The organism is Sulfolobales archaeon (assembly GCA_038881635.1).
GTDB lineage: Archaea > Thermoproteota > Thermoprotei_A > Sulfolobales > AG1 > WYEN01.
The window spans coordinates 15,687-33,510 of record JAVZPJ010000012.1 but is presented as its reverse complement, the minus strand read 5'-3'; the positions used below and the strand labels follow the sequence as shown (position 1 = coordinate 33,510).

Sequence of the window (17,824 nt, the reverse complement as noted above, 5' to 3'; positions counted from 1 at the left end):
TGATTCTGGTAATGATATGAAGGCTATTATCTGGAGTATTAATGCTACAAGGATCAGGATCCCTCCTACGAGTACTATTAGTAGGATTGCTCCTATGAAGTATAGAAGTCCTACAGTACGGAAAAGTTCTACTCCTAGGCGGTCTGCTACAAGAGAGTAGCTTTTTCTGAGGAAGTATGTTGAGATAATCATCACTATCCATGCTAGTACTAGAAACGCTATTATAGATATTATCAAGCCCACCAGATCAAGTGATTCTAGAGCATGATAAGGCCATGTATAGGTAGGGATAGAGATCGGGGGAAACTCTCTGTGTAGAGATCTCATGAGAAAACCGCTTAGAAAGACTCCTACCACGAAGAACACGAGCACTACATAACCTACTACACCCGCTACCACGGAGTAGATAGCATAATTAAATATCCTAGGCTCTCCAACTTCATCAGATATATACTTGAGAGCTAGCAATATCAGCACCAAGCCTACTAAACCTAGGACAAGCTCTGCATAAGGTATGAAAACACCTATGAAAGGAAGTAGAGAACCTATGATCCCAAGAATCTTCGCCTGAGATAGCTTAGAAGAAGATGCTGGAAGAGATTGTGAAGACACCATCTCAATTAACCTCAAAGAATATATCTAAGAAGGTTTAAAATTATTTGCAAGACATCAATCTCTGGAGAGAATAAGCTACGGGAGATTATTGGAAAAATGAAAGAGGCATATGATCGGTGAAAGAGTTTCAAGAGAAGATTAAGCTTATATGGTTAGGTTTGAATTTCTCTAGGAATAAAGTTATTCTCATGTTTGTGATCACCATCTCTGCATAAGGTGGTGGAGAGTATGAGAAAATAATGATCATAGCCATTGTTCTTCTTCTATCTGCAGTCTTCTTTGTGATGATAAGAGGATTATAGTAGAAGCTTATCAAAAGCTGTTTCCCACTTCCCACCTTCAGCCACATGCTTTTAACCGTATTAAACCTTGTGAGCAACCCTATGCTGGTCTTATCAGAAAAATATTCTGAGAGTAGGAGGTTAGAATAAAGATTAGAGGTGGAAGGGGAGATGAGAGAGTAGGGAGGAGATGAGAAATGTTATCTTGAGAAGCCCTGTGAAGACGTCTATTCCTAGAAGTGTGTTCATGTATATGATTAGTGATGCGAATACTACCGAGAGTGTGTTGAGAACTTTTATCAGAGGATTGATAGAAGGTCCTGTAGTATCTTTGAAAGGATCTCCTACTGTGTCTCCTACTACCGCAGCTTTATGAGCTTCAGAACCTTTTCCTCCGCTCAACTCTATATACTTTTTAGCATTATCCCACGCTCCTCCAGCATTAGCCATGAGAAGTGCTCTCGGAACTCCTGCTATTACTGCTCCTAGTATTACTCCTGCAAGACTCTGCCAGCCTAGTACTATTCCAACTACTATAGGTGTTGCTAGAGCTATTAATCCTGGTTTGAGGAACTCTTCTAAGGCTCTTCTCGTGGTTATATCTACTACTCTCTCATAATCAGGTTTCTCTCTCCACTCAAGTATCCCAGGCTTTTCTCTGAATTGTCTTCTTATCTCTTCAACAACCTCCATAGCAGTTCTCCCCACAGCTTCAAGAGTTCTGCTACTGAATATATACACGATCATAACTCCTATGAAAGCTCCTATAAGAAGATTAGGATTTATAATCGTTAGACTACTCAGTATACTGGGTATACTGTTCACACCAAGAATCTTAACGATCTCAAATATTAAAGCCATGAATAGAACTAGAGATGCTAGAGCAGCACTAGCAATAGCATAACCCTTGGTAGAAGCTTTAGTAGTGTTTCCAACCATGTCGAGAACCTCTGTAACCTCTCTAACCTCGTCAGGAAGCCCTGCCATCTCAACAACACCATTAGCATTATCACTCACAGGACCGAAAGAATCAGCTGTTATTATGATGCCAGCCATAGATAGAAGACCTACAGAAGCTATCGCAGTTCCGTAAACCCCGGCTACAAGACCTCTGTAGACTCCGAAGACTTCTGATACAAGCTCGCTTAAAGCTTGATAGCCTATTAAATATGATAATCCTAGAGCTAGTGAGACCGCGATAAGAGTGGGTACCGCACTTGAAAGTCCTATGGCATATCCTGATACAATAACTGTGGCTGGACTGATCCTAGCCTGCTCAGCTATCTTCCTCACAGGCTTGTAGGTGTAAGTAGTATAATACTCTGTGATCCATAGTATGATAGGTGCTAGTATTATACCTAGAGAAGCTGTTAAAGCTAGAGAGAGACCTCTTACAATATCATAGCTGAAGAGAAGCATACTCGTAATAATAATCAGGATGATACCTAGAACAGCTGTTATAACTATAGAACCTCTTATAGCTGTGAGAGGATTCCTCTCATCTCTAAGTCTTAGAATTAGAACACCGACTACTGAGGCTAGAAGTAGTAGAAGACTGTATAGAAGAGGTATCTCAACATAGACAAGCCCGAGACCTAGAACTCCTGCGAGGAACATTGCTGCAGTGACTGTGACTACATAAGATTCAAATACGTCAGCAGCCATACCAGCTACATCACCGACATTATCACCAACATTATCAGCTATAACACCGGGATTCCTAGGATCATCCTCAGGTATTCCTACCTCGATCTTCCCAACCAGATCAGCTCCTAGATCAGCAGCCTTAGTATATATACCTCCTCCAACTCTCATGAATAGAGTCACAAGACTCGCACCAAAACCTGTTGCGATCAGAGGAATAGTCCAGTCTCCTATGGTTCTCGAATAGAGGATATAGAGTGATGAGATTATGAGAAGAGCTACACCAGCAAGTGTAAGTCCCATGGTAGCTCCAGCTCTCCAAGAGATCTTGAGAGATTCTCTCACACCTCTTCTAGCAGCTTGAGCAGCTCTAGAAGCAGATCTAGTAGTCACATACATCCCGAGATATCCCGCCATCATAGAGCCGAGAGCTCCCGCTACGAAGGAGGCAGCAGCAGCCCAGCTAATCCCCAGAGCTATTATAATGAAGAGAACTACCAGGATCCCTGCTATGGTTTTAAACTGTCTATTAAGATAAGCTCTAGCTCCTGCTGATATTGAATCAGATATAAATCTCATCTTCTCATCTCCAGGATCTTGCTTGAGAACCCATCTACCTAGGTAGAGCGCGTAGAGTATGCTTGCCAAGCCTGTGAAAACACCTGCAATCGGTATCATGAGATCTACCGTCAGCACCACCTCTAAGAAATAATATTGTAGGGGTTTTAAGTTTTATGATTAAAACATGTTTTTTCAGGTTAAATTGTTAAACCTGTCTCAGGTTTACTCTACTTCTTAAGATGACTGCATAAGGTCTTTAATATTCTTATATTCCTATCAGAATCCTCTTCTAAGATCTCTAGAATAAATCTGATATTCTCATCTCTATCCTGAGACTCTCTCATAATCTTGTAAGCTGAGATCAGACTTCTAACACTATTCTCAAGATTCTCAATAATCTTTATAATCTCATCAGTATTATAGGTCTCCAGAGCTTTATGATATAGATCTCTGATATCTCTAAAACCTCCTCCCACAAGTTCTATAACCTCTCTAAGCTTATCCTGAGGTATGTTAAGCTTTTCTATACTGAGATCTAGAAGATTTTTAATGGTATTCCTATGAAGATGAGATGATTCTGAGAGATATTCGGCAAGTATCTTAACAGCAGGATCTCTAACCATAAATCTCAGTCTCAGGTAGAGAAGAGATAGATACTCCTCAGCACTAGCTATCTGCTCCAGCATAACTATGATATTCTGATGAATATCCCCAATACTCAATGAGACCACCAGAAAGAGTTTTAACTGAGCAATATATATGTTAGATAGCTCTATAAAGAGATTGAGAGAAAGAATGAGTGAGAAGATCTACGAGCCTTATAAAATAATTAGAGATAAGATCCTGAGAGATATAGGATTAGCCATAGGAAGAGATGCTAGAGACATATTCTTCGAAGAACCTGTAAAACCCGAGTTAGGAGACATAGCTCTGCCAATTCATAGAATCTCAAGAGAGCTAGGCCTAGACGCTGAGGATCTGGCTGGCAGGATTTCTACGACTCTTGAGAAGAATATCCTGGTAGAGAGATTTGCTAGAGTAGGAGGATATATAGATATATGGATCAGCTCAACACATCTAGCATCAGCTCTCTTCACTTCTGTAAGAGATCTAGGAGAACTCTATGGAGTAGTTCCTGTCGAGAGATCTAGAACATATGTTGTTGAATACGTCTCTGCAAATCCGATACACCCTCTCCACATAGGTTCTGGGAGAAACGCAGCTCTCGGTTCTGCTGTAGCTTCTATGCTTAGAATGAGAGGTCATAAGGTTGTCACGAGATTCTATGTGAATGATATGGGAAGACAGATAGCTATTGCTGTTCTAGGCTTCAGACTTCTCGGAGAACCAGATCCTCCTCCGAATATTAAGGAAGATGAATGGATTGGATTCATATACGCTTCTACTCATACAATCTATGACGTTAAAAGACTTAGAGAAGAGCTTGAGAAAGCTAGAATAGATCCTACGAGGTATAGAGAGATTTTAAGCGAATTAGACGATCTAGTGGCTGACGCGGCAAGACTTAGAGAGATGTTTCCAGAATACTTCGATAAACTCGCTGATGAGATTAACAAGATCAAGGATTTTGATTCTGAGATCTCAAGACTTATGCAGGCGTACGAGAAGAAGAGTGATGAGGATATTGTCAGAAGCTTTAGAAAACTCGTGGATCTATGTCTAAGAGGTTTTAAAAGAACCTTAGAAAGATTCGGGGTGGAGTTTGACAAATGGGATTTTGAGAGTGATATAGCCTGGAGCGGGCTTGTAAATGAGATTATCGAGAGAGCTAGAAGATCTCCGTACTACGGGATCTATAAGAATGCTCCCGCGATAATATTCAGAGATATTCAGAAAGATAAGATTCTAAGAGAGAAGCTCAGACTTCCCAGAAGTATTGAGATACCACCTCTTATAATAATGAGAAGTGATGAGACAACACTATACACTTTAAGAGACATAGCATACTCGATATACAAGTTCAGAGATTCAAAAGCTGATTATGTTATAAACGTCATCGCATCAGAACAAACACTACCACAAGCTCAGATAAGACTTGCACTCTACGCTCTAGGCTTCAGAGAAGAAGCGGAGAGACTTATACACTACAGCTATGAAATGGTGAACATGCCTGGTACTAGGATGAGTGGTAGGAGAGGCAGGTATGTGACATTAGATCAGGTTCTCGGAGAAGCTGTTAAGAGAGCAGAGAGTATCATGAGATCGAGAGGATCTCAGGATCCACATATAGCTGAGAAGATCGCTGTTTCAGCTGTTAGATACAGTCTAGCATCAGTATCTCCTTCAAAACAGATCATATTCAAACTAGAGGAAGCTCTAGATTTTGAGAGAAACTCAGCACCATACATACTATATTCGAGAGCCAGAGCTCTTAGCATTCTAAATAAAATTGGTGAAAGACCTGATCCGGGTGAGGCTGATTATATAGAAGGCTGTAGAGATCCTCTGAGAAGACAGCTTATACTAGAACTAGCTAAGGCTCCCACAATATATGCTAAAGCTGTTGAGGAACTCTCTCCAGAAGGAGTAGCTGTAGAACTGATCAAGATCTCAGATCTTTTCAACACATGGTATCAGAAAGACCCTGTAATACATGAGCAAAGCAAAGGTCTTAGAGCATTCAAGATACTAATGGTAGAAGCAGTAGTAAGCATTCTAAGCAACGGATTGAAATACCTGGGAATAGAACCTCTTGATAGAATATAATCTTCGTAGAAGAAGCATGTTGCAGAATAAAAAGCGATCTATAAGAGCATTATAAGAGTAGAAGGATGCGGGGGGTGGGATTTGAACCCACGCAGGCCTACGCCATCGGGTCCTAAGCCCGACCCCTTTGACCTGGCTCGGGCACCCCCGCCCAATAAAGAAATTATATGGAGACTTATTAGACTTAGCTCTATCGATCATATGTGGATCTATTATGAGGAAAAGGATCTGTGGCAGGTTTATCTTGCTCTTGGTATATTCCTATGGTAGGAGGTTTTTCATGAATAGAGTTCTTATGAAACTTAGTGAAAAACCTTTTGCTGTGATAGCTCATAGAGGAGGTTCTGGTCTTGCTCCTGAAAATACTCTCCTAGGTGTTCAGAGATCTTTAGAAGTAGGATCAGATCTTATCGAGATAGATGTTCAGATAACCCTAGATAGAATCGCGGTAGTTTTTCATGATGAGGATCTTAGAAGGATTGCTGGGATTAACGCCAGTATTAGAGAGATGAAGTACAGCGATCTCTCTGATATAAAGATTAACGGTGAGAAGATCCCTACACTGGAAGAGGTGCTGAGCTTCTCTATAGATAGAATCGGTGTTCTCATCGAGGTTAAGAAACCTGGTGACGAGATCCATATAATGGATCTCGTGAGAAGATTAGATGCATCACAATGGATCGCAATAATAAGCTTCCACACAGAAGTTCTGAGAAATGTGAAGCGTTTAGACCCCTACACACCGGTAGGAATCATATACTATAAGCCTCCTGGAGAGATATTAACAGCGAAAAGAGAAGGTTTTGAAATAGTTCTACCAAGATACACTCTAGCAACATCTAGATCGGTGGAGCTAGCTCGTAGAATGAATCTTAAAACTATTGCATGGACTGTTAATGATGAGAAATGGTTTAGAGAACTCGCGGCCAGAGGCGTGGATGGTATAGCAACAGACTACCCAGATCTAGGAGTTAGGATCAAGAGATCTCTTAGTAGTGAGATGTATAAAACAAGATAATATGAGAAGATCCTTCTTATTAATAAAAGCTTTATTCAATAAATTCTTTAGGGGGCCGTAGTCTAGCTTGGCTAGGATGCGGGCCTGGGGTGAGCATCCCCAGAACCCGGGATTAACCTGCTCCTAGAACGCCCGTGGTCCCGGGTTCAAATCCCGGCGGCCCCACCTCTGTATGTTTTTATTCTTTGAAAGATAGATTTCTGGTATGTCTCTGTATCTGATTTACAGGCTTATCTCGTGGGCTGTGAATGGGGCGGTGTTTGATCTTGAGAGATTTTATAGAGCTAGACTTACTCTGAAGAGATCTAGGGTTCTTGAGATCTCAACAGGTTTCAGCTATAATACTTTCAATCTGATGAGGTTCGTAGAAGATTTAGAAGGGTTTCTAGTCTCGGTAGATATCGATGAAAAAGCTGTAGCATGGGCTTCTAAAGTTCTTAGAAGATATATCATGAGAGGAAGTCTAGACCTCATGATCTGTGATGCTAGGAGAATGCCTTTCAGAGATAATTCTTTCGAGTATCTCATATCTCATACAACACTGCATCACATAGACGATATAGAGAGAGTGTTAGAAGAGTTTCTAAGAATTATAAGGAGTAGAGGGAGAATAGTGGTGGTAGATCTGGTTCCCAGCATTCTTTACACCATAATTCCCGGACATGATAGGAGAACTCTCTCGACTAAGATGAGCAGGATCATGAGATTTTTAGAGGAGAAAGCAGAGATCCTCGAGAGAGGATTAGAGAGAGGATTCTACTACATCATATCAACTACTCGCTTGAGAGATTCCTAGAACTTCTTCTAAAACTTAACTCTCTACCTAAATATCCCCACCGAAAAACATATACAATAATCATAAACAGAAGAATAACATCAAGAAGTATAAATCTATGTAAAAGCCGAAACAATTGCATTAGGCTTATAATATGTTCTAGAGTAAAATTATTATGTTGAGGTGGCGTGTTGAGAATGTTCAGGCTTGGAAAGATCTCTAAACCTGCATCTCAAGAATATGATGTGATAGTAGTAGGTCTAGGACCTGCAGGACTTTCAGCAGCTCTCTACTCGGCTAGATACAAGTTGAAGACTCTAGCCATAGGAGAGACCTTAGGAGGTCAGCTTTCAATGGCGGGGCTTGTAGATGATTATCCGGGTTTCATGGATGTGGAGGCTGCAGAACTTGTGGCGAGATTCAGATCTCATGTGGAGAAGCATGGAGTATCTATAGTAATAGATCGTGTTGAGGATATTAGAAGAACAGAGGATCAATTCTTCGAGGTTGAGACTAGAAAAGGTTATAAATACCTGAGTAGAGCAGTGATTCTAGCAACAGGTCTTAAGAGAAAGAAGCTTGGTGCCAAGGGTGAGGATGAGTTCGCTGGTAGAGGAGTTAGCTATTGTACTGTATGTGATGTCCCCTTCTTCAAGGGTAAGAGGATTGCGATCGTTGGTGGGGGTAATAGTGGTGTGACTGGAGCTATACATGCTCTAGGCTATGTATCTAAGATCTATTTAATCACGAGAGGAGATAGATTCAGAGCTTTTCCAATATATGTAGAGAGACTTATGAAGCTGAGAGAACAGAATCCGGATAAGATCGAGATTATAATGAATAGTACTGTCACAGAGATCGGAGGAAGCAAACAAGTTGAGTATGCTCTGGTCACAAACCTTAGAACAGGTGAGAAGAGAAGAATAGATGTAGAAGGTGTGTTCGTAGAGATAGGGAGTGAACCTCCTACAGATTTCTTCAAGAAAATAGGATTAGAAGTAGATGACAAAGGACTTGTAGTGGTGAAGCCCGGAGGCTATACAAGTGTGGAGGGTATATTTGCTGCGGGAGACTGTGCTGGAGGACCTTACAAATACTACTTCCAGCAGATAATAACATCAGCTGCTGAAGGTGCTATGGCTGCTGATGCAGCATTTAAATGGATTATTCAGAGAGGTTTTAAGATTCTAGGTGTCTCAGAATAGGATCATAATTTTACACTTTCATGTTAAAAAGATCTTTCTCGAAGAGGCTGACAGCTTAGAGTTCTAGAACGCATATTCAAAAATTTAAAAACTCTACTAGATAATCTTTCTTCTCGGGATTTTATTGGCTCGAATACCAGTTAAACAGGTTTCATGGAATGACATCGTAGAGTGGAGCAGAGGTCTGGCTAGGAAAATCCTCGAATCAGGATGGATTCCAGATGTCGTGATAGCTATAGCTCGAGGAGGTTATGTTCCTGCAAGACTTATATGTGATTTTCTAGGTGTCGAGAACCTTCTATCTCTCCAGAGCCAGCACTGGACTGAAGCGGCTAAAGCTTCTGAGAGAGCTATAATAAAATTCCCCTACACAGTAGATCTGAGAGGATTGAAAGCTCTACTAGTAGATGATATAGTAGACACAGGAGAATCACTACTTCTAGCAAGAGAATACGTGCAGAAGAACTGGAAGCCTGAAGAACTTAGAATAGCAGCTCTTCAGTGGATAAGTTCTGTAGCAAAATTCAAACCAGACTACTACTACATAGAAGTCAGAGAATGGATCTGGTTCCAATACCCATGGACTCGTGTTGAAGATCTCAGCCAGTTCATATCAAGAATAATCAAGGAGAATAGTAGCAAAAGCTTATGGAACTTAGAAGAGATAATCTCATCATTCAAAGAATGGTATGGATACACACCCGATGATTTATATCTAGAAGAAGCTCTCAACATGCTTGAGAGAAAGAAGATCCTAGAGAAGATAAACGAGAGAACATACAGATCACTATATAAATCCTGAGAACAATGCATCAGAAGATTCAAAACATTCATGATCACATCTCCTCCGTATAAGAAGAATCATCAGATATCCGACAGACCTCCTCCCCTGCCTCAGAGGATGAGGCTTTGGGTTGTAAGCTTATCACTCGCTCAGCTTGAATGGGGATCGATTTACAGAGAGTCCCCACGTGGACAACAATAAATGTTTTACATGTTTTAATTATTTATAAGAGAGCTCATGTAGGACTCTCTTATAAACAATCTTTAATTTAAAAAAGTAAATTATCATGCTAGTCGTAGCGATAATGATCATTTAATTATTTATGCATTCATGTTAAGTAAAAGTTTATTATTTATGTGACTTCATTCAAAGTGAAGGTGTCAATAATATGAGTTTTATAATGAAGAAAGTGTCTCTCATACTGGTTATAGTAGTATTAATAGTAGGTATACTAGCTGGTTATGGCATAGGTCTTGTCACACTGCCGCCAGTTAAGGAAACGGTTACGGAAACAAGGTATATAACGATCGCTCAGACTCCTACTCAAACACCTACAGTCACTCCACCTGGTAAAGTGAAGATCACTGTCAGTATTGGATGGACGGGTAAGGAGCGAGAACCATTTGATGCCGCAGTAAATGAATATCTTCGTAGAAATCCAAATGTCGAGATAGAATATGTAGTTTATAGAGCTGAGGATCTTGCAGCCATACTTCCAGCTCAATTAGAAGCCAAGAGGTATCCTGCTGAAATAATGATCACACCGTGGTCGTGGTTTGTCCTTGAACTAGCAAAGAGAGGACATCTAGAGGATCTTAGCACGTATGTGCCAGTCAACGAGTTTCTATCTGACTACGTTCGATTAGTAACATACGAAGGAAAAGTTTACGGTATTCCAATAGGTCTATACTTTAAAGAACTTTACTGGTATAGAAAATCGTTCTTCCAAGCTCATAACCTAACGAAACCTAATACTTGGGATGAATTCATAACTCTTCTAAATAATTTAACAAAGATTCTCGGACCAAAGAAGGCAATCATTGTTGGAGACGGTGTGGGTTGGCCGGAAAGCGATATCGTTGAATCATTCATACTAGCGTTTGGAGGTGCTGAACTACATAGTGGGTTAACTAGAGGCACCATTAAATTCAATGATCCCCAGGTACAAGCTATTTTTAGAGATGAACTTGTCCCGCTTATTAGAGCCGGATACTTCAGCGAACCTATAGAGTGGACGGCGGCTAGGGAGTATTGGTGGGCAGGGGAATACGGTATATACCCGCTTGGATCGTTTCTATTACCAATGGTAGATGATCCTAATGACGTTGATTTCTTCATATTACCTGGGAAACCGGATATGATAGGTAACGTAGACTTCTTATTCGTCCCTAAGTATATACCACCAGAAATAAAGCCCATAGTAATGGATTTCTTGAAGTTCTTAGCAACGACTGGCCAAGAGATTATGGCTTCGTATCCAGCTGGAAGAGTGCCTACTTGGACTAAAGCTGATCCTGAAAAAGTGTACCCGATCTTTAGGGAACTATATCAAAAGGTTGCTACGGGTCAAATTAAGTTCGTCCCAGATATGGATGACACTATCGGCGGTGATTGGCAGAGACTGTTCTGGGATTACTGTAAAACGCTATTCATTAATCCGAACATATGGAGTGAAATGTTGGATACGCTGACCCAACAATATCCCAAGAGATGATAGACTGGGAAATGAAATGAATGGAAGGATCTTAAGACCTTATTTTTTCCTTCTTCCCGCACTTATACTCGTATCTATCTTTGTGATTTATCCAATTATCTATACAACTATCCTAAGTTTTATAGACAAAAAATCGTCTTCATTTACGCTAGATAATTATATTAGCGTTTTAACGGCCACCAGTCCCATTAAAGCTATTCTCCCTAGCTCTTTTTCCTCTACTCCTCCGTGGGGTGCGTTAATTCATAATTTGCTATGGATGGCTATACATGTTCCAGTTATAACAATTGGAGGTCTCATATTGGCATACTTATTGAAATTCTATGTAAAAGGTGGAACATTGATAAAGGCTGTAATGTTTCTTGGAATGGTCATACCACCAGCTGTAGGAGGACTTTTAACAATGTTTATGTTCTCCGAACGAATTGGAGTCTTTCCAATGATATTTGGCTACCTAGGCTTTAACAACTTATCTAAATCATGGTTGCTTTACAGGGATCTAGCATTATGGGGCCTTATATTAGGCTCCATCTGGCTCTGGATGGGTTTTGCCGTAACGGTTTTATCTGCTGGTCTTGAAGCTATACCTCAAAGCCACATAGATGCAGCGAAGGTTTTTGCTGCATCTTCGTGGACCATTTTTTGGCGTATTATTGTTCCCGAGCTAAAACCTGTTATTCTTGTGGTTGTTGTAATGACCGCCTTGTGGGACATGAAAATATTCGATTTTGTATGGGGTTCAACGAAAGGAGGTCCTTTGGGTGCGAGCAATGTTCTTGCAGTTGTAATGTATGATTATTTCGTGCGAGATATAGACTACTATAAGGCGTCTACTGTTGCTGTTTTACTAACAATTTTTACTACTCCAATAATACTGCTTGCCATTAAGAGGCTGAGAGAATGATAGGAATGAAATTAAGAATGAGATATAGATCAATAATTGTGACTATTTTAATTAATATAGCGGTGTGGATGCTTGCAGTACTCTGGATTCTACCTTTTTATGGTATATTTCTGGTCTCTGTTTTACCTTATAGATCAGTAATTGTGGAAGGATGGTTAAGACCGCTTAATCCTTTAGATCTAACTTTCGCCAATTATCTAAATGTCTTAACAGATCCAACCTATGACCTAGGTACTGGATTAAGAAACTCTTTCATAGTCGCCTCACTGAGTACTTTCATCCCGGTTTTTGCGGCTGCACTAGCAGCGTATGCGTTCACACAGTTTGATTTTAGGTTGAAGGCACTTCTGTTTACGCTAATACTGTTTATAATGATGGTACCTCAACAATTATCTATAGTCCCACTGTACTTCCTGTATTTTGAAACAGGTCTTTATAATACTCTTTTAGGCCTTATATTATTGCATAGTGCATGGGGAATCGCCTGGTCAACTTTCTTGTTGAGGAATTATTTCCGTTTGCTTCCAAGTAGTTTAGCCGAGGCAGCAAGAGTTTTTGGAGCTAAAGACTGGACTATTTTTTCAAGAATAATCTTGCCTTTGAGCAAACCAGCTCTGATAACTGCTTTTATCATGCAATTTACATGGGTGTGGAACGACCTATTCTATGCATTAGTTTTCCTAGTAGATAAAAATCTTCAGGTAGCAACACAGAAAGTTATAGCTATTAAAGGTGAGTATATGGTTGATTGGGGTTTATTATCTGCAGGATCAATCATCACAATGAGTGTACCATTAATTATCTACATAGTGTTTAACAAATACTATGTTAGAGGAGTAGCTGGTTGGGGTGTTAAAAGGTGACATATCTCGAGCTAGTTAATATTACTAAGAAATATGGAAGAAGCCTTGCTGTTGATAAGGTCAACCTAAGTGTCGGTAGGGGAGAATTTATCGTCCTGCTAGGTCCTTCTGGATGTGGTAAAACTACCACACTACGTATAATAGCCGGCCTTGTTTATCCAGATGAAGGTAAAGTAGTAATTGATGGAAGAGATGTTACATACTTAGAGCCAGGAGAAAGAGATGTAGCAATGGTTTTTCAGGATTACGCATTATACCCTCACATGACTGTATTTGATAATATAGCTTTCCCACTTGTTGTTAGGAAAAAGAAGCTTAGACTGAGCAAAGAGGAGATAAGGGAAAGGGTTCATAGAGTTTCAGAGATGTTAGGGATCGAAGAACTTCTTGAACGAAAACCCATGCAATTAAGCGGAGGTCAACAGCAAAGGGTAGCATTAGCGAGAGCTCTCGTGGTGGAACCAAAAGTATGGCTCATGGACGAACCTCTTTCTAATCTTGACGCGCTAATTAGAGTTCAGGTAAGAGCAGAACTCAAAAAACTTCAGAAGGACCTCGGCATAACAACTATTTATGTTACGCATGATCAGGTCGAGGCATTAACATTAGCTGACCGAGTAGCTGTTATGAATAAGGGCCGAATAATTCAAATTGGAACACCTAAGGAGATATATGAGACCCCAAAGCATGTGTTTGTTGCTACATTCGTTGGGTCTCCTCCAATGAATGTTATTGAGTGTAATGTTACATCAGAAATTCTAGATTGCCAAGGATTCAATATTAAAATTCCAGGAGAATTTAAAGAGCTTGTTAGCGAAAATAAAATATACCTGGGAATTAGACCGGAACACATTGAAGTCTCTGAGAAACCAGTAGATGAGAGTATTAAAGGAGTAGTATATGTAGTAGAAACGCTTGGCTCAGAGTTTATTGTTGACATTAAACTTGGAGATAATATAATCAAAGCTAAAACATTAAGAGAAATTTCAGTTCAAAGCGGTGAACCAGTTTATTTGAAATTCAACTGGAAAAATGTACGGATTTTCGACAAAAAAACTGGTGAGTATTTGCAAAAACTGACGGAATTAATCAAACGTGTTAATGAAAAATAAAGTATATTTTGATCGCATTTCAACACTTATAATTCCATGATGGTAGGAGAGGTAACGTGTCTTAAAATATCGAGAGCCTTACTTAACAATCGTAAAAGTATTTTTAAAGGGCATGAATTAAACATATATATTCCTTCTAAATGCAAACAACTGCGTCTACTGTAGAAAGCTTGTAGTCCATCGAATCGAAGTGTGCAGACCTCCTTTTGAGAAGGTGGAAGTAGGGTGGTAGAGTCTAAGCTGATTGTGAATCCTTCAAGTATCTACGGTTTCCTCAGCATTCGTGAATTCACCTAGCTCGCTCTCCAGCACTCGTCAATCACTCGGCGAGAAGCATTGCAATGTAATAGGGTTGTCTGTATAACTCAGCTTTCGTACCGTGGAGATGTAGGATATATTACCCGGAAGAACCTAAGTTTTTAATTAGGGTGTTTCCTGCGAAGACATTGTTTGCCTATTTGTTGATCGCATCTCTTGTGACTCCTCTAGCCATTGTCTACATTTACCAAGATGATCTCGCTGTTGTCTTCAACAGCTGGTTATCCGGAGAACCAAAGATCATGGTTAAGCTGGAGATACACATACCACCAGTTCAAGCAGAGCTGTGCACAGTTCACGTCAGAAAACTACCGACACCGTACAGGCCGACGGAGACAGGCTTCAGTGAGCAGGTCTACGCAGGTCTTCACAGGCGAGGGGATACAGTGGTTGTCAAAGAGCTTCACGCGGCAATAGTTGCGAAGGCGAGAATCGAGAAAGGAGAATACAAGGTTGAGTACTACGAGCCTGTTGAATATCTCATCGTAGTGCTCTGCAAGAAGGGTGGCACAGCACTCAGATACGGTAGAATACACGAAGTTTACCCGATAAGCCTTGTAACAACGCATGTAGTCGAGGTAAAGTTCGAGGAAAAACCCGGAGAGAGGTATCCATCGTATTATACAATAGATGGCGGAGGTGGCTCCTCAACCAACCCTCTTCTCTGCAACTTCTACTCTGTCACTCCACCACCAGGCGCTCTTGAAGCTGCTGAGTGCATTACTTTGGTTAGAGGACCATACCTATACTCGCTACCAGGCCTTGAAACAGCCTTCGGAGTGAAAGGGGAGGGGGAGGCTAAGCCATCAGCAGTATATCTAGAGGCTTACTGGGATTCAGCATACTGCCCCGTGGTCTGCGAGCGCGATACACCGCAGCAGTGGAGTAGTGCTGGGAAGAGGCTGACAACCAGCTGGGTTTCAGGAGAGACAGCAAGCCTTTCAGGTAGGTTTAGAGATAGAGTCTACTTCAGCGTGCTGTACAGGTACGAGAAGTGGTACACGAGCTACGATGGCTTTGCAGGAATAGGAGAACTCTACTGGATCATCTACCCGCTAAAGGTTAAAGATATTCAGAGAAGCGAATCACTGTATCCTATTACTCCTTACGAGAAGGAGTACTTGAGCGTCGTAGAGCCAGCACCTTCGTACGCTGGAGAACCTGTGTGGGGTGACAGAATAATATGGTTCACTCCTGCTAAGGAGACGGATGAAGTGCTAGTAGGTACAAGTGTGAGCTTTAGTTTCACATTCGGCGTTTTCACACTCACAGTGAATCTCTACAAAGCTGGCAGATATGACCAGATATACACAACCCCCTACCTCAGAGTCAGAGACGTAAGCGGGAGCACTACAGCATGGTACTACTGGTGGTTTGCGAACAACGACCCAATGCTTTACGAAGTGAGATTCTCAAACTACAGGTAGAAGAGGGTTTTCAGCAGTAGGAGAGTACTCAAGCTTCGCTAGGAAGTTATACGCATGCTCACGGGATACACCGACCAGTCTCCCGACCTCGCTCGAGTGCAGGGTCTACCGCTGTGAAAACCGCTTCAACCACGGCGTAGAGAACTGGGTTGTCCGACACCCGCCTTACAACCGCTTCCGAATAGCACCTAATCTTCTTACCCACGCGTTCTCGCAGGTATAGAGCTGGGCGTTAGAGTAGTTATAAGGAGCACGCCTTAGATGCTTCCACCAGAAACACCGGTCAGCTGGCTCGATCGCACAGGCTTGCTTTCGGCAGTGTACGCTTTGCAACGCAACTGGCTTCTCTCACTGTTTTTCGTCAGAGCATAACTCTCTTAAGATTGAAGGCAGATGTTATTGGGGTTATCTCGGCTATTCAGCTGGCTTGATCGTGTCTATAGACACCTTGTTCAGCAGATGTGCTTACTCTTTGTGGCTTGTGTTTTTAACTAGTGCTTGGACTGGATCTGAAGTTTCTGGAGATAACTCAGGTTGCTGGAAGATCAAGGGCTAGGCAACCTGGGGATGGTCTAGTATTTTAGTATCCTCAGATAAATTAGGTTGTAGGGGGTTTAATGTCTTTCTATACTGATAGACTTATCATGACTCCAGGTCCTACGGAGATACCTGAGAGAATTAGAAGAGCTCTTCTCAGAGAGACTACAAATCCCGATCTAGATCCCGAGTTTATAGATGTTTATAATAGAGTGAGAGATATGCTGGGAAGACTTCTAGGAGTAAGATCTTCCTCACTATATATCATGAGTGGAGAAGCAATGCTAGGTCTGGAGGCTGCTATAGCGAATACTGTTAAGCCTGGTGATAAGATCATGGTTATAGCCAATGGTGTTTTTGGAGAGGGTTTTGGAGATCTTGTTAGATCATATGGTGGGAAGCCTGTTTACGTGGCTGGAGATGAGTGGAGGAAGAGTGTGGATCTAGAGGATCTTGATAGAGCTCTTGAGAAGAATAAAGATGCTATAGCTGTGACACTAGTTCACTGCGACACACCCTCAGCTCTTTTAAATGATCTGAGGGGTGTGGCTAGAGTTGTAAGAGATCATGGTCTTCTCTTGATAGTTGACGCGGTATCCAGCATAGGAGGAGTACCTGTTGATTTTGAAGGAAACTCTATAGATATTCTGATCGGAGGATCTCAAAAAGTTTTAAACACACCACCAGGACTTACTATAATAGCTATAAGTAGAAGAGCTTGGGATCGAATTAACGAGGTAAGATATTCAGGCTACTACCTCAATCTTAGACTCTGGAGAGAGATGCTAGATGAGCAGAGTATATTCCCCTACACGATGAGTGATGTGCTTGTATATGCATTAGAAGAATCTCTGAAAATGATATTCGAGGAAGGTGTTGAGAACACTTATAAGAGGCATGAGAACGCTAGAAAAGCTTCATGGTCTGCTCTTGAAGTTTTGAATCTAAAGCCGTATCCTATTTCTATAGAACACTCCTCTCCCACGGTCACAGCATTCATAGCTGAAGGTTTTGACGAGAGAAGACTTAGAGAGATCATGTGGAAGAGATATGGGATCATGATCGCAGGAAGCTGGGGAAAGCTTCAGAATAAAGTTCTTAGAATAGGTCATATGGGTGTGCAAGCCTCTAGATCACATCTTCTGATAACATATGCATCACTAGCCAGAGCTCTAAGAGATCTAGGGTTTGAGATCAGCATTGGTAGAGTTGTTGAAGCTATAGAAAACTCTTTCAAACCATGATCAGATACTCAGGCCTGTGGAAGGTTCACTACATACTTCCACCAGCTATGGTTAAGAGATATTAACCCTTACAAAGAATATAAAACCAGAGAAGG

General features: G+C 41.1%; 15 protein-coding genes and 2 tRNA genes. 12 read left to right on the top strand and 5 right to left on the bottom strand.

Annotated elements, in window-relative coordinates:
* From QXS89_06845 to QXS89_06830, 4 genes are all read right to left on the bottom strand, one after another.
* Positions 1-615, bottom strand: a 615-nt coding sequence (locus QXS89_06845; GenBank protein ID MEM3831894.1) for a DUF996 domain-containing protein, incomplete at its 3' end; no start/stop codon positions are given.
* Positions 616-742: 127 nt separating this feature from the next.
* Positions 743-964 carry a hypothetical protein gene (locus QXS89_06840; protein MEM3831893.1) on the bottom strand — a complete coding sequence of 74 codons (222 nt, stop codon included), beginning with the start codon at positions 962-964 and terminating at the stop codon, positions 743-745.
* Positions 965-1,049: 85 nt separating this feature from the next.
* On the bottom strand, positions 1,050-3,239 hold the full coding sequence (locus QXS89_06835) for a sodium-translocating pyrophosphatase (GenBank protein ID MEM3831892.1): 2,190 nt from the start codon (positions 3,237-3,239) through the stop codon (positions 1,050-1,052).
* Between the two features lie 89 nt (positions 3,240-3,328).
* On the bottom strand, positions 3,329-3,823 hold the full coding sequence (locus QXS89_06830) for a hypothetical protein (GenBank protein ID MEM3831891.1): 495 nt from the start codon (positions 3,821-3,823) through the stop codon (positions 3,329-3,331).
* A 73-nt stretch (positions 3,824-3,896) separates the two neighbouring features.
* Between QXS89_06830 and QXS89_06825 the strand changes: the two genes are divergently transcribed.
* Positions 3,897-5,828: an arginine--tRNA ligase gene (locus tag QXS89_06825; protein MEM3831890.1), complete on the top strand. Its 1,932-nt coding sequence runs from the start codon at positions 3,897-3,899 to the stop codon at positions 5,826-5,828.
* 66 nt (positions 5,829-5,894) lie between these two features.
* Here the strand turns inward: QXS89_06825 and QXS89_06820 are convergent.
* Positions 5,895-5,979, bottom strand: a tRNA-Leu gene (locus QXS89_06820).
* A gap of 129 nt (positions 5,980-6,108) precedes the next feature.
* On the opposite strand from QXS89_06820, the gene QXS89_06815 reads away from it, so the two are divergent.
* The 11 genes from QXS89_06815 (at position 6,109) to QXS89_06765 (ending at position 17,729) form a co-directional block, all read left to right on the top strand.
* A complete protein-coding gene (locus QXS89_06815) occupies positions 6,109-6,846 on the top strand; it encodes a glycerophosphodiester phosphodiesterase (GenBank protein ID MEM3831889.1) in 738 nt (245 codons plus the stop codon).
* 51 nt (positions 6,847-6,897) lie between these two features.
* A tRNA-Pro gene (locus tag QXS89_06810) sits at positions 6,898-7,011 on the top strand.
* Between the two features lie 40 nt (positions 7,012-7,051).
* On the top strand, positions 7,052-7,642 hold the full coding sequence (locus QXS89_06805; GenBank protein ID MEM3831888.1) for a class I SAM-dependent methyltransferase: 591 nt from the start codon (positions 7,052-7,054) through the stop codon (positions 7,640-7,642).
* A 176-nt stretch (positions 7,643-7,818) separates the two neighbouring features.
* On the top strand, positions 7,819-8,826 hold the full coding sequence (locus QXS89_06800) for an FAD-dependent oxidoreductase (GenBank protein MEM3831887.1): 1,008 nt from the start codon (positions 7,819-7,821) through the stop codon (positions 8,824-8,826).
* 124 nt (positions 8,827-8,950) lie between these two features.
* Positions 8,951-9,628, top strand: a complete 678-nt coding sequence (locus QXS89_06795; GenBank protein MEM3831886.1) for a phosphoribosyltransferase — start codon at positions 8,951-8,953, stop codon at positions 9,626-9,628.
* A gap of 370 nt (positions 9,629-9,998) precedes the next feature.
* Entirely contained in the window at positions 9,999-11,324 is a 1,326-nt protein-coding gene (locus QXS89_06790; GenBank protein ID MEM3831885.1) for an ABC transporter substrate-binding protein, read from the top strand.
* A 259-nt stretch (positions 11,325-11,583) separates the two neighbouring features.
* Entirely contained in the window at positions 11,584-12,228 is a 645-nt protein-coding gene (locus tag QXS89_06785; GenBank protein ID MEM3831884.1) for a sugar ABC transporter permease, read from the top strand.
* Positions 12,225-13,091 (top strand): carbohydrate ABC transporter permease, encoded by an 867-nt coding sequence (locus QXS89_06780; protein ID MEM3831883.1) that lies wholly within the window; start codon positions 12,225-12,227, stop codon positions 13,089-13,091. The genes QXS89_06785 and QXS89_06780 overlap by 4 nt, the downstream gene beginning before the upstream one ends.
* Positions 13,088-14,203 (top strand): ABC transporter ATP-binding protein, encoded by a 1,116-nt coding sequence (locus QXS89_06775; GenBank protein ID MEM3831882.1) that lies wholly within the window; start codon positions 13,088-13,090, stop codon positions 14,201-14,203. The genes QXS89_06780 and QXS89_06775 overlap by 4 nt, the downstream gene beginning before the upstream one ends.
* 458 nt (positions 14,204-14,661) lie before the next feature.
* Complete coding sequence (locus QXS89_06770; protein MEM3831881.1) at positions 14,662-15,948, top strand: hypothetical protein; 1,287 nt, start codon at positions 14,662-14,664, stop codon at positions 15,946-15,948.
* 617 nt (positions 15,949-16,565) lie between these two features.
* Positions 16,566-17,729: an alanine--glyoxylate aminotransferase family protein gene (locus tag QXS89_06765; GenBank protein ID MEM3831880.1), complete on the top strand. Its 1,164-nt coding sequence runs from the start codon at positions 16,566-16,568 to the stop codon at positions 17,727-17,729.
* Positions 17,730-17,824 lie beyond the last annotated feature (95 nt).